10 protein-coding genes are annotated in these 13,053 nt (G+C 68.5%); 6 read left to right on the forward strand and 4 right to left on the reverse strand.

All coding sequences use genetic code 11. The features are described from left to right. Positions 1 to 11 precede the first annotated feature (11 nt). From DL991_RS22450 to DL991_RS22460, 3 genes are read left to right on the forward strand one after another with little or no spacing between them, the layout of a single operon-like run. Positions 12 to 2,303: a glycoside hydrolase family 95-like protein gene (locus DL991_RS22450; RefSeq protein WP_125786317.1), complete on the forward strand. Its 2,292-nt coding sequence runs from the start codon at positions 12 to 14 to the stop codon at positions 2,301 to 2,303. Positions 2,304 to 2,305: 2 nt separating this feature from the next. Continuing rightward, positions 2,306 to 4,597, forward strand: coding sequence for a glycoside hydrolase family 95-like protein (locus DL991_RS22455; RefSeq protein WP_125786318.1), 2,292 nt, complete (start codon positions 2,306 to 2,308; stop codon positions 4,595 to 4,597). A 60-nt stretch (positions 4,598 to 4,657) separates the two neighbouring features. Further along, complete coding sequence (locus DL991_RS22460) at positions 4,658 to 5,626, forward strand: peptidylprolyl isomerase (RefSeq protein WP_125786319.1); 969 nt, start codon at positions 4,658 to 4,660, stop codon at positions 5,624 to 5,626. Positions 5,627 to 6,014: 388 nt separating this feature from the next. Here DL991_RS22460 and DL991_RS22465 read toward each other — a convergent pair whose 3' ends face one another. Next, positions 6,015 to 6,653, reverse strand: coding sequence for a PadR family transcriptional regulator (locus tag DL991_RS22465; protein WP_125786320.1), 639 nt, complete (start codon positions 6,651 to 6,653; stop codon positions 6,015 to 6,017). 67 nt (positions 6,654 to 6,720) lie between these two features. Between DL991_RS22465 and DL991_RS22470 the strand changes: the two genes are divergently transcribed. Beyond that, positions 6,721 to 7,173, forward strand: coding sequence for a hypothetical protein (locus DL991_RS22470; protein WP_125786321.1), 453 nt, complete (start codon positions 6,721 to 6,723; stop codon positions 7,171 to 7,173). Here DL991_RS22470 and DL991_RS22475 read toward each other — a convergent pair. From DL991_RS22475 to DL991_RS22485, 3 genes are all read right to left on the reverse strand, one after another. Further along, complete coding sequence (locus DL991_RS22475; protein ID WP_199754031.1) at positions 7,104 to 8,537, reverse strand: flavin monoamine oxidase family protein; 1,434 nt, start codon at positions 8,535 to 8,537, stop codon at positions 7,104 to 7,106. The genes DL991_RS22470 and DL991_RS22475 overlap by 70 nt on opposite strands. 142 nt (positions 8,538 to 8,679) lie before the next feature. Then, complete coding sequence (locus DL991_RS22480) at positions 8,680 to 9,504, reverse strand: NAD(P)-dependent oxidoreductase (RefSeq protein WP_125786322.1); 825 nt, start codon at positions 9,502 to 9,504, stop codon at positions 8,680 to 8,682. A gap of 35 nt (positions 9,505 to 9,539) precedes the next feature. Continuing rightward, positions 9,540 to 10,355, reverse strand: coding sequence for an IclR family transcriptional regulator (locus DL991_RS22485; protein WP_125786323.1), 816 nt, complete (start codon positions 10,353 to 10,355; stop codon positions 9,540 to 9,542). Positions 10,356 to 10,509: 154 nt separating this feature from the next. On the opposite strand from DL991_RS22485, the gene DL991_RS22490 reads away from it, so the two are divergent. Both DL991_RS22490 and DL991_RS22495 read left to right on the forward strand, forming a co-directional pair. After that, the gene (locus DL991_RS22490) at positions 10,510 to 12,021 is read left to right on the forward strand and encodes a sodium:solute symporter family protein (RefSeq protein WP_125786324.1); all 1,512 of its coding nucleotides are present in this window, start codon (positions 10,510 to 10,512) and stop codon (positions 12,019 to 12,021) included. A 46-nt stretch (positions 12,022 to 12,067) separates the two neighbouring features. Beyond that, positions 12,068 to 13,051, forward strand: a complete 984-nt coding sequence (locus tag DL991_RS22495) for a 5-dehydro-4-deoxyglucarate dehydratase (RefSeq protein WP_125786325.1) — start codon at positions 12,068 to 12,070, stop codon at positions 13,049 to 13,051. The last annotated feature ends 2 nt before the right edge of the window (positions 13,052 to 13,053 follow it).

Below are 13,053 nucleotides of genomic sequence, written 5' to 3' on the forward strand. Positions count from 1 at the left end.
GGAGGCGACCCATGGCCGAGCTGTCCAGGCGATCGATGCTGAGGGTCGCGGCGGGAGCGGCGGCGCTCGGCGGGCTTTGGGCTCAAGGGGCGCCTCCGGCATTCGCCGGGCAGGACGTCCATCGCCGGATCGTCGACGACGCGCGCATGGTCTGGAAGCGCATGCCGCGGAACTGGCAGGAGGGTCCGTTCCTCGCCAACGGCTTCCTCGGCGTGCAGTTCTACGCGGGGGCGCAGCCGAACGTCGTCAAGGTGATGCTCAGCCACTCCCAGGTCCAGGACCAGCGTGGACAGTGGGAAGCGGGCATCGGGTACTCGCGGCTGCCGATCGGCTATCTCACGCTCACCTTCGAGGGCGCGATCACGGCGGTGGACTGGCATCTCGACCTGTACAACGCCGAACTCGGCGGCACGATCACGACCACCCGGGGTTCGGTGCGGTTCTCCGCGCTGGTCCACGACGACCAGGACCTCCTCCTCGTCTCGCTCACCGGGGAGGCGGCCGCGGACTGGGGGTTCACGCCGCTGAAGTCGGCGACGACGAGGACGATCCGCAAACCGCCCGAGTACACGGCCAATCCCGATCCGAAGCTCGCCACCGCGGGCGCGGTCCGGTACTGCGAGCAGCCACTCCACGCGGGCGGCGGGTACACGACAGCGTGGCGTGAGCGGACCGTCGGCACGCGACGGCTCCTGGCGGCGACGATCGCGTACGGGTTCCCGGAGCCGACCCACACCGCCGAGGCGATCAGGAGGGTCCACCGGGCCTCGGCGGTGAACCCGGACGCCCTCGTCGCCGGCCATCGGCGCTGGTGGAACGCCTTCTACCGCCGCAGTTTCGTGTCCGTTCCGGACAAACGCGTCCAGCGGTTCTACTGGATCCAGCTGTACAAGACCGCTTGTGCCACCCGCGCGAACGGCCCCGTCGTCGCCGAATGGGGACCGTGGTTCCCGGAGGTCGGCAACAGCTGGACGGCGGTGTGGTGGAACCTCAACGTGCAGGTCACGTACCCGATCGTCAACAGCAGCAACCATCCCGAACTCGACGCCGTCACCGCGACCTTCCGCCGCGATCACGCGAACCTCGAACTCTCGGTGCCGCCGGCGTATCGGGACGGCGAGACGTACGCGCTTTCGCACCCGGGAGACTGGCAGCTGCGGCCCGGCGGCACCCGCGCGGTCGGGATTCCCGGCCCGGCCACGAAGAACGACCAGACCGGCAACCTGATCTGGGGCCTGCACAACGTCTGGCTGGCGTATCGGCACAGCATGGACGTCCGCATCCTGCGCGAAGTCCTGTACCCGACGCTCGCCAAGGCCCTCAACTACTACCGCCACTTCCTCGCCGCCGGCCCGGACGGCGCCCTGCACCTGCCGATGACCAGGTCACCCGAGTACGCGGACGCGGCCGACTGCACCTACGACCTGTCGCTGATCCGCTGGGCGGCGCGCACCCTCGTCGAATCGGCGGCCAAGCTGCGGATCGACGACCCGCGGGTGCCGGCGTGGCGGGAGATCGGCGAGAAACTGGTGCAGTACCACCAGGATCCCGCCCAAGGCGTGCTGATCGGCGACGGTGTCCCGCTCGCCGATTCACATCGGCACTTCTCGCATCTGCTCTGGCTCCATCCGCTGCGGGAGAAGCTCTGGGACCGTCCCGGCGACCGGGACATCATGCGCCGCACCTTCGCGCATTGGGCCGGCGCACAGGAGAAATGGCACGGCTACAGCTTCGCGGCCGCGTCGTCGATGAGTTCCGTGATGGACGCACCAGAGGAAGCGTTGCGCTACCTGAAGATCTTCCTGGACGGGACCGTCGTGGCCAACACTCAGCTGACGCCGAACACGATGTACCGCGAAGGCGCGAACCTCGCGATCGAGAGTCCCATCACCGCCGCGCAGTCCGTTGTGGACATGCTGCTGCAAGGCGATCACGGCGTCCTCAAGGTCTTCCCGTCGGTTTCGTCGGCGTGGCGGGAGGCGTCGTTCGAAAGCCTGAGAGCGGAGGGCGCCTTCCTCGTGGACGCCTCCCGGCGGAACGGCGCGACCGAATGGCTCCGCGTCCACAGCGAAGCGGGCGAGCCGCTCACACTCCAGCACGGGATTCCGGGCGACATCGAGGTCCGTGACGCGCGCGGGCGGCGCCTTCCTTGGCGGGCCGCGGGGCCGGGCACGATCTCGATCCCGCTCGGCCGCGGCGGGACGGCCGTCGTCACCCGGCGCGGCACGCGCCCGGAACTGGAGCCCCGCGACGTGCCCGGCGACCGTGAAACTCCGGCATGGGGACTCGACCAGGAGGTCTGAGGATGGACATCACTCGCAGGACGATGCTCGGCGGGGCACTGGCGGGCGTGGCGGCGGCCGGGTTCGCGCCGTCCGCGTCGGCGGTGGAGAACGACTTCGAGCTCGGCGGACTCGACTGGCCCGGCTTCCTCGGTACGGCCGACCTGCTCTGGCGCCGGATGCCCAAGACCTGGTACGAAGGCCCGTTCCTGGGCAACGGTTTCCTCGGCTCGGGTATCTACGCCGAACCCGGCCGCAACGCCGTCCGGTTCAACGTCCAGCACAGTGAAGTGCAGGACCACCGGCCGGAATTCGGCTCCCTGTTCGGGCTCGCGCGGCTGCCGATCGGCTACTTCACCCTCGAACCGGTCGGCGCCATCACCGGGATCGACTGGCGGATGGACCTCTGGAACGCCGAACTCAGAGGCACGATCACCACGGCCGCGGGCAGCCTCTCGCTGCGGGCGATCGTCCACACCGGACAGTCGCTGCTGGCCGTCGAGATCGAACCGACCGAGGGCGAGCGCGGCTTCGAGTGGACCTTCCACCCCGCCGAAGCGGTGAGCCCGAGAACGGATCCGAAGTTCGGGAAGCCGCCGCCCGCCGGGTACGTCGCCAACCCGCCCGCGAGTCTGGAAACGAGTGGTGACACCCGTCTTTCCGTGCAGAGTCTGCTGGCGGGCGGCGAACATGTGACGGCGTGGCGCGAGGTCGCCCGGGGATCGAAGCGCACGCTGTACACGTCCGTGGCGTGGTCGTATCCGAAAAGGACGGCCGCACGAGAGGCATTGAAGACGATCCGCCGGGCCGAGCCGTTCTCCGCTTTGGCGGCGGAACACCGACGCTGGTGGCACGACTACTACCGGCACGGTTTTCTGTCCATTCCGGACACCCGGCTCCAAGGCTTCTATTGGATCCAGCTGTACAAGATCGCCTCCGCCGCGCGCCGGGAAGCGCCGGTCATGGCGACCTGCGGGCCGTGGCTCGAACCGACCCCGTGGCCCGCGACGTGGTGGAACCTCAACGTCCAGCTGGAGTACTGGCTCATCCACGGGGCCAATCACCTCGAACTGGACGCCGTCGGTCACGCGCTCGGCAAGTACCGGTCGAACCTGACGAGTCAGGTCGCCGAGCCGTACCAGCACGATTCGGCCGGCATCCCGCGCACGACCGACATGACCCTGCTCAACGGCGCCGCCGGGACGAACGCCGGGTTCCCCGTCGGTGTTCCCGGCAAGGAGTCGCCGACGCCGGAGGTCGGCAATCTCACCTGGGCACTGCACAACGTCTGGCTGTCCTATCGGCACACGATGGACCGGCGCCTGCTGCGGGACACCCTGTTCCCGCTGCTGCGCAAGGCGATCAACTACTACCTCCACTTCCTGGCACCCGGGCAGGACGGGAAGCTGCACCTTCCCGCGACGTTCTCCCCGGAGTACGGCGTCAACGCGCCCGACTGCACCTACGACCTCGCGCTGATCCGCTGGGGCTGCCGGACGTTGCTGGAGTCGGCGGCGGAACTGCGGATCGACGACCCGCTCGCGCGAAGGTGGCGGGAAGTCCTGGCCACGCTGGTCCCGTATCCGGCCGACGCCAACGGCTACATGATCGGCGCGGGGGTGCCGTTCGCGAAATCGCATCGGCACTACTCGCATCTGCTGCAGATCTACCCGCTGTACGAGATCACCTGGGAGCGGCCGGAGCAGCGGCGGATCATCGAGACCTCGCTCGACCACTGGGTGGGCTTCGAGGGCGCGTTGCAGGGTTACACGTTCACCGGCGCCGCGTCGATGTCGGCGCAGATGCTGCGCGGTGAGAAGGCGGAGTTCTACCTCGGCGAACTGCAGCGCCGCTACATCCAGCCGAACACGATGTACAAGGAATCCGGTCCGGTGATCGAGACGCCGCTCTCGGCGGCGCAGTCACTGCACGACATGCTCGTGCAGAGCTGGGGCGGGGTCATCCGGCTGTTCCCGGCCGTGCCCGCGAAATGGGCGGACGCCGCGCTGCGCGACTTCCGCACGGAGGGCGCGTTCCTGGTCAGCGCTTCCCGGCAAGGCGGCAAGACGCGGTGGGTCAAGATCACCAGTGAGGCCGGGGCGCCGTGCGTGCTCCGGACGGACCTTGGCGGGGAGCTGACCGTCCGGGACCGGTGGGGGAGGCCGAAACGCTGGTGGCGGCTGCCGAACGGGGACGTCCGGATCGACCTGCGGCGTGGGGAGGAGGCCGTCGTGCACCGCGCGGGCGATCGGCCGGACTTCGAGATCCGGCCGGTTCCGGCGAACGGGAACAGCACGCCATGGGGGATGCCGTGACGTCGTGAGCGGCCATGCGCGAGAGTGTTCCTGTACTTCCTCCGGACGACAGGAGCACAGATGTCCCAGCCACCGCAGCCGGGCGAGCCCGAAGGCCAGAAGCCCGACCCCGGGGCTCCGCAGGGGCAGCAGTACCCCCAGCCGCAGTATCAGCAGCCCTATCCGCAGCAACAGGGTTGGTACGGGCCTCCGCAGCAGCCGCCGCCCTCGTCGAACAAGACGGCGCTCTGGGTCGGGCTGGGGGTGCTGGGACTCGTGGTGGTGGTCGCCGTCGTGGCGATCACCGGATTCGTGGCGCCGGGCTTCTTCCTCTCGGACTCGAAGAGCGAGACCGCGGTCGCGGCGCCGTCTTCGGCTCCGACGTCGAGCGCGCAGGACACGACGACGGACAGCCCGGTGCGGATCCCGGCAGGCCGCATGGATCTGCCGAAACGCACGACGCCGCTGGCGGATCCGGCGAACTGTGCCTACCCGGCGGATTCCACTGGTTCGGTGCCGAAGAAGGCGAACCCGCCCGCGGCCGGTCCGACCCCCGCGACCGGCACGATGGCCGTCACGGTCAAAACGACCGCGGGCGACATCGGGCTGACGCTCGACCGCGGGCTCGCGCCGTGCACCGTGGCGAGCTTCCTTTCGCTGGCACAGCAGGGTTTTTACGACGGCACCTCGTGCCACCGGCTCGGCACCTCCGGCTTGCAGATGCTCCAGTGCGGTGACCCGGAAGCCTCCGGGATGGGCGGACCGGGCTACAACGTCCCGGACGAGGCCTTCCCCGAGGTCAGGTACGGCCGGGGCATCCTCGCGATGGCCAAGAGGCAGACGCCGAACTCGGGCGGCAGCCAGTTCTTCATGGTCTACGGCGAGGCGGAACTGCCGCCGGATTACACGGTGTTCGGGAGCATCTCGGACCCCGGTCTGCAGACGCTGGACAAGGTCGCGCGCGCCGGGGTGGACGACGCGAAGGGGCCTGGTGACGGAACGGGGCCGCCGCGGATCCCGGTGACGTTCCAGTCGATCGCGGTGGGCTGAACGCGGTTGCCGTTAAGGTCCGTGAAGGCCTCCTTGAGGGACTCTGGTCCCTCAAGGAGGCCTTCATTCGTGTGCCTACGTCTGACCTGCGGGCTGGTGGGTGGGTCGTGAGGTGATGCCACCACCAGGTCGATGGACGTCGCGCGTGACTGGACACCGATCTCGCGTGATTGAACGCGGAACTCGCGTGTTTAAACGCGGATCTCGCCCGTGCCCGGCTCCGCCGTGAGTTCCGCTTCCCATCACGCGTGTCACGCCTAAGGCCACACGACGACCGGGGGATCTCAGAGCGCGAGCCCCGAGTAATGGGTAAGCAAATGCAGTGCCCCCAAGGAGGCCTTCACGGACTTCAGGATCCGCCAGGCAGGCTCAAGGCGGTAGTGCCGCGCTACCAGGGTGTTCGGCCTTCGCCCAGCCGGGTCAGCAGTTCGGCGGGCGTGGGGCCGCTGTGGGTATCGGGCCAGTCCCGGACCTGCTCTTCGGCCCAGTCCGCCCACTGCCGGGTCATCTGTGCCAACCCCACGCGGTACGCCTGGGTCAGGCCGACGATATGCGCCCGGTCGGGGTAGGGCTCGTCGCCGGTCGCGTAGTCGTGCGTGATCATGGCCGCGCCGGCCTGGGTTCGATCGGCCCAGGCACGGGTCGCTTCGATGGCGCCGAGCAGGTCGTCCTTGTCGCCGAGATCGGAGAACAGGACCTTCATCATCGCGTCGAACTGGAACTGCGGCTCGGCGGCGGCGTCGGACAGCCAGCGGCGCAGTTCCCGGCGCCCGGCTCGGGTGATCGAATAGCGGGTGCGGCGCCGCCCGCCGTTGGTCTCGGCGGCCGCCGTGGCCAGGCCGTGGGCCACCAGCGCCTTGGGCTCGTTGTAGACCACGCTTTCGGCCGAGGCCCAGAACGTGCCGCTGCGTTTGAACTGCTGCGCCAGTTCGTAGGGCGTGTGCGGGCGCAGTCCGAGCAGGCCCAGGACGCCGTAGGACACCGTGGTGAGTTTCTTCGTCCGCCCGGTCAAATCGGCCTCTCCCACCTTGCCGGATACTCCGTATCAGAGTATAGACATACTCTGATACGGAGTATCTATTGCGAGGTGTCCCATGGCTCAGACACCACTCACGCCCGACACCGACTGGATTCACCTGCGCTGGTCCGCCCTGATCCTGTCGGCGATCGCCGCCGCGGTGTTCGGCCTGCTGGCCGGTTGCGGTGCGGGGTTACGTGGGTTCAGCGTCGGCGAACCCGGCGACTTCAGTGCGTGGTTCAACGTCCTGGCCTGGATATCCGTCGTCCTCGCACCCGTACTGGCCTGGATCTTCGTCGGCCTTGTCGTGCTGATGGGCGGCATCGTCCTCATGACCAGGAAATCCCCATCGGGCACCGAGGCCCTCGAGTTCGGCCTCCAGGCCGTTTCGGTCATCGCGTTCTACGCGCTGGTCTCCGTCGTGCTGCTGTTCGCCGGGCCGTTCGTCCTTTGGACGTTCTACTGGTTCTCCACTTGGTTCGGCACCTGCGTCCCTCCCGCCTGCAAGTCCGTTCCAGCCGTCCCCTGACACTGGACGGCCCGGACGATCGCGTCCGCCGCGGCTTCGCCCGATCGGACCGCGCCGTCGATGTAGCCGTACCAGCGCGCCGAGATTTCTGTTCCCGCCCAATGGATCCGGCCGACAGGAGCGCGCAGTGCGGAGCCGAGTCGCGTCCAGGCACCCGGCGGGAACACCGCGGAGTAGCCACCCCGGGCGAACGGTTCCTCGTTCCAGTTTCGTTCGACGAAGTCCACCGGCGTCGCGGCCCGTGGACCGAACAGGTGCGCCAGTTGGCTGAGGAGGATCGCGCGGCGGTCGGCAGAAGAGCGGGTGGCGAGGTCTTGGGCGGAAGCACCGTTGACGAAGCCGAGCAGTACGCCGCGCCGGCCGGACGGCGGGCTGCTGTCGACGGTCAGAGCGATCGGGCCGCGCAGGCTGAGGGCGGCGCCGGTGAGGCCCGCCGACCGCCAGAACGGTTCCGGATAGGTGGCGACGCATTTGATCACGCCGCCCATGGGCAGTCGCTGCAGCAGGTTGTCGCGTGCGGACGGCAGCGGCGGGTGGTAGACCAGCCGTGCCGCGAGCGGGGGAGGAACCGCGACCACCACGTGGCCCGCCCGCCAGGTCGTGCCGTCGTCGACGGTGACCACGACACCGGAATCGCCGTGTTCGATCCGCCGGACCGGTGCGTCGAGCCGCACCGCGGTGCCCAGCCGGTCGGCGATCTCGATGGCCAGACCGTAGGCCCCGCCTGCCAACCGGTCTTGCTGCGCGCCGCCTTCGACGTCGGTCAACGCAGACAGGCCGCCGCCGGACTTAACGTGGAAGAGTGCGTGCAGCAGCGACAGTTCACTTGGTTCACAGGCCCAGATGGCTTGGCAGGCAAGGGTGAGGAATAGGCGACCGCCCCGGGTCCTTGCCGTGCGGTCGATCCAGGATCGCAAAGTCTGCCCGTCGAGCGCGGTCGCGTTCGGGCTACGCCACGGTGCTTCGGTGTCGATGGTGCGGGCGAGCCTGTCGAGGCGATACTGGGTTCGCGCGACATCGAGGAGTGTCAACGGGCCGAGTTTCGGGACCATGCCGCGAAAACGGCGTAACCGCCCGCTCTCCGTCTGAAGCAGGTTCTCGCCGGCCGTGTACGTCGGGATGGTGGCCACACCGAACTCCGCGGCCAGCGCGTGGATCCGGTCCTGGCCCGGTCCGACGAATTGGCCGCCGAGGTCGACGATCTCGCCGTCGACCTCGGCGCCGGCCGTACGGCCACCGACTTGAGGGCGGGCTTCGAGGAGAAGGACTTCGACTCCGCGCTCACGGAGCCGGTGGGCGCAGACGAGACCGGCCATACCGGCGCCGACCACGACCACGTCGAAGTCAGGATGATGGTGGGACACTTGACCTCCTGGGTGTGTTGGTCGTGTCCGCGACGCGCGCGGACACACCAGCGCACCCACCTGCCACCATGGCGCTGACTTCGGTTTTCAGTTGTGCGCGTGGATCATTCCCGCCCGCCGCCGCGCATGTCAACCGACGCCCTCAGAGCGGGTTGTGTGCCCCCAGCGGCGCGGTGCAGAACGGCCCGCCGATGTACTCCGCAGCCACCCCGGTCGGAGCGGGCTTGTCCGCCAGCTGATCCGCGTAGGTCTCCGCGTTGTCGAGCGATTTGTAGCCCAGCGCTTCGGCTTCGGCGAGGGAGTAGACCCGGCGAGTGTTGTCCGAGACGCCCCAGATCAGCCGGTAGCCCGGGGAGGGGTAGCTCAGGCAGGCCTCGAACAGCCGGGCGCCGTCGTCGGGGGAGAGCCAGGTGGTCAGGCCGCGCGGGCCGAGGACGAGCGGGCTTTCGAAACACGAGCCGATCCGGATGACGATCACGTCCATGCCGAACCGCGAGTGGTACAGGCTGCCGAGCGCTTCGATGGTCGCTTTGCTGACGCCGTAATAGGTGTCGGGCCGGGGCGTGGAGTCGGCGGGAAGACCGTCTTCGTCTGCCTCGTCGTTGCGGCGGAAGCCGACGGAGTGGTTGCTGGAAGCAAGGATCACGCGTGGCACACCGGCCGCGCGCGCGGCTTCGAGAACGGTGTGGGTGCCGTTGATGTTGACGTCGAGCGTGGCTTCCCAGGAGTTCTCGCGGCTGTGCCCGCCGAGGTGGATCAACGCGTCGACGCCTTCGCACGCCTTCGCCATCGCCTCCGGGTCGGTGACCGAGGCGATGATCAGTTCTACGCTCTCGCCCGCCTCGGCTTCGGGCTGCGGAGCCAGGTCGAGCAGCCGCAGGATCCGCCCGGAACGGCGCAGCCGCGACCGCATCAGGGTGCCGACGATGCCCGCCGAGCCGGTGATCAGGACGCGCTGGTCTGCCATGGGTGCCCCTTGTCAGTGGAAGAAGTACGGGTCGGTCAGCGGATGCCGGCGCGGCGCAGTTGCTGGCCGAGTTCCGCGGTGATTTCGGCGAGGAGTTCGCCGACACGCTGTGCGTCGGCGTCGGTGACTTCGGTGACCGGCATGGAGCAACTGATCGCGTCGGTGCCGGGGATGCGGTACGGGATCACGGCCGCGACGCATCGGACGCCGAGGCTGCCTTCCTCGATTTCCGCCGCATAGCCGCGTTCGCGGGTCTTCGCGCATTCGGCGTGCAGCGCTTCGGCCGTGGTGATGGTGTTCGGGGTCAGCGCCGACAGCTCCCCGGTCAGGAGCGCGTCGATCTCGTCGTGCGTCAGTTCGGCCAGCAACGCCTTCCCCAGCGCGGTCGCGTGGGTGGGCAGCGTGCGGCCGACACGGGAGACGAGATGCGTCGAGTGTCGGGACTCGCGCGTCTCCAGATAGACGACATCAGTGCCCTCGCGCCGCGCGAAGTGTGCGGTGAAGCCGGTCTTCTCTCGGATCCGCTCCAGTGCCTCGGTCGCGTACGGGACGACCGGGTCGCGGTCCAGGTACGCCGTTCCGCAGATCAGCGCGCGGACGCCGAGGCGGTAGCGGGCGGTGTTGGTGTCCACTTCCAGCCACCCTGCTTCGAGCAGGGTGCGGAGCAGCCCGTGCAGGCTCGACCTGGGGAAACCGGTGCGCGCGTGGAGATCCGACAGTGAAAGCCAGACGTCGTTCGCGGCGAAGGTCTCGATGAGATCGATCGCCCGCCGGGCCGATTTGACCCCGGCGGGTTCGGGCGCGGCGGCCGCGCCGTTCGCCACGGTGACAGCGGCTTCCTGCTGTGGCATCCGCGCTCCTCCATCCGGCCGTTGACTTGTGACTCCGGCCATATTAGCGTCCCGAACAGCGTTCTTATGGATGAACATAATCACTATAACAGACTCCGTTCATGGATGTGAACAGGTCGGGCTGGGCCTTCGTGAACGCGGAAAGGAGTCAGCGGTGCATTTGCTGGACTGGATCATGGTGTCCGCGTATTTCGTACTGATGGTGGTGATCGGCTTGTGGTCGCACAGCCGGGTCAACACCGTCAGTGACTTCTTCACGGCCGGCGGCAAGATGCCGTGGTGGCTGGCCGGTATTTCCCACCACATGTCCGGCTACAGCGCCGTCCTCTTCGTCGCGTATGCGGGCGTCGCCTACACGGACGGCATCACCGTCTACTTCTGGGGCATGGCCAGCATCGGTATCGGCGTCGGTATCGGCAGCTGGCTGTTCGCCTCTCGCTGGAACCGCCTGCGCTCGAAGCTAGGGGTCGCCTCGCCGCTCGAGTACCTGGCGAAACGCTTCAACGTGCCCACGCAGCAGGCGCTGGCCTGGAGCGGCAGCCTCCTGAAGATCTTCGACATCGCGGCCAAGTGGTTCGCGGTCGCGACGATCCTCAACGTCTTCGCGGGCGTGCCCTACACCTGGGGCATCGTCATCACCGGCTCGATCACGCTGATCTACTGCACCGTCGGCGGTCTCTGGGCCGACGCGCTCACCGACTTCGGGCAGTTCGTCATCCAGGCCATCGCGGCGATCGTGATGCTGTGGGTCGTACTGGACAAGCTCGGCGGTGTCTCCGGACTGTGGACCGTGTGGGGCGACCTCCCGCCCGCCCACCTGAACCCGACGACGTCGAAGTTCACCACCGTCGTGTTGCTCGTCTACGTGCTGGTGAAGACGCTGGAGTACAACGGCGGTATGTGGAACCTGGCGCAGCGCTACATGGCCGCGCCGAACACCTTCGAAGCCCGCCGGAGTGCCCGGCTCTCCTCGATCCTGTACCTGGTGTGGCCGCTGGTGATGATGTTCCCGATGTTCGCCGCCCCGCTGCTGATCCCGGACATCGACAACCCCAACAACGCCTACGCGATCATGACCACGACGTTCCTCCCGCCGGGGCTGGTCGGGCTGGTGCTGGCCGGGATCTTCTCGCACACGATGGCGATGGTGTCCTCCGACGCGAACGCGATCTCCGCGGTCATCACTCGCGACATGATGCCGGTGCTGTGGAAGAAGGCCCGCGACTTCACCGAATCCCAGGGGTTGCTCGCCGCGCGGATCTCGACGGTGGTCTTCGTCGTGCTGACCATGGCGGTGGCCACGCAGGCCGAGAAACTCGGCGGTGTGCTCGGTATCGTGGTGCTCTGGGTCGCCGCCCTGATGGGCCCGATCTCGGTGCCGCTGCTGCTCGGCATGCTCCCCGCGTTCCGCCGCTCCGGCTCCCGCGCGGCCCTGATCTCGTGGGCGGGCGGTCTCATCGCCTACGCGATCGCCTACTACGGCTACAACGCCACCCTCGCGGTCACCGTGTCGACGCCGATCCTGGTCTCACTGGCGCTGTTCATCGGGCTCGGGTACCTCATGCCCGAGCGCAAGGCCTCCACCGACGAGATCATCGACACGATCGACCGCGACGACGACGTCCTACCCCGCAAGTCGCAGGACGGCACCACCGTGCCCGCCTGACCGGGCCCGAACCCGGGACCATCCACAAAGAACGAAAGAGAAATCCATGGCACAGCCCAAGTTCGAGGCACGTTTTCCCGCCGAGAACTCATCAACACGAGTCGAGCTCGACGGCCTACTGGCGTTCCCTTTGACCCCCTTCACCGAGGGGCTGGAACTCAACCTCGACGCGTTCGCGGAAACCGTCGAGAGCCACGTGGCCGCCGGAGCCGGCGCGCTGTTCGTCGCCTGCGGTACGGGCGAATTCAGCTCGCTGTCCCCGGACGAGCACGCGGCGATCCTGCGTAAGGCTCGCGAGGTCGTGGCCGGGCGTGTGCCGGTGTGGGTCGGGGCGGGCGGCGGTGCGGCGACGGCCCGTGCCGGGATCGCGGCGGCGGAGGCGGGCGGCGCGGACGGCGTCCTCCTCCTGCCGCCCTACCTGGTCACCGGTCCGCCTGCCGGGCTGGTCGACCACGTCCGGTACGCCGTCGGGGAGTCCTCGATCCCGGTGATCGTGTACCACCGTTCCACCGGTGTGTTCACCCCCGGCTCGGCTGTCGACCTCCTCGGCATCCCGTCGGTGGTCGGCATCAAGGACGGCTTCGGCGACGTCGAACTCATGAGCCGGATCATCACCACGATCCGCTCGGTCGACACCGACCGTGCCCGGGATTTCCTGTTCTTCAACGGTCTCCCCACGGCGGAGGTCTCCGCGCGCGCCTACTCCGCGGTCGGCGTGGCGCGGTACTCCTCGGCCGTGCACTGCTTCGCCCCCGAGATCGCGGCCCGTTTCCACCGCGCGCTCGCGGAGAACGACGACGCGGTCATGGAGGCGCTGCTCGCCGGGTTCTATCTTCCGCTGGTGGCGCTGCGGGACGAGGGGCAGGGCTTCGCCGTGTCGCTGGTCAAGGCCGCCGCACGGCTGCGCGGGGACAAGGTCGGCTCCGTCCGGCCGCCGCTGGTCGAGCCGACCGCGGACCAGATCGCCCGGCTGGAGAAGATCGTCGACGACGGGTTCGCCGTCCTCAAGTCCGTCGAGGCCGGTGCCTGAAG

Origin of the sequence: Amycolatopsis sp. WAC 01375, from assembly GCF_003947325.1 — a bacterium.
In the GTDB taxonomy this organism is placed as follows: Bacteria; Actinomycetota; Actinomycetes; order Mycobacteriales; family Pseudonocardiaceae; genus Amycolatopsis.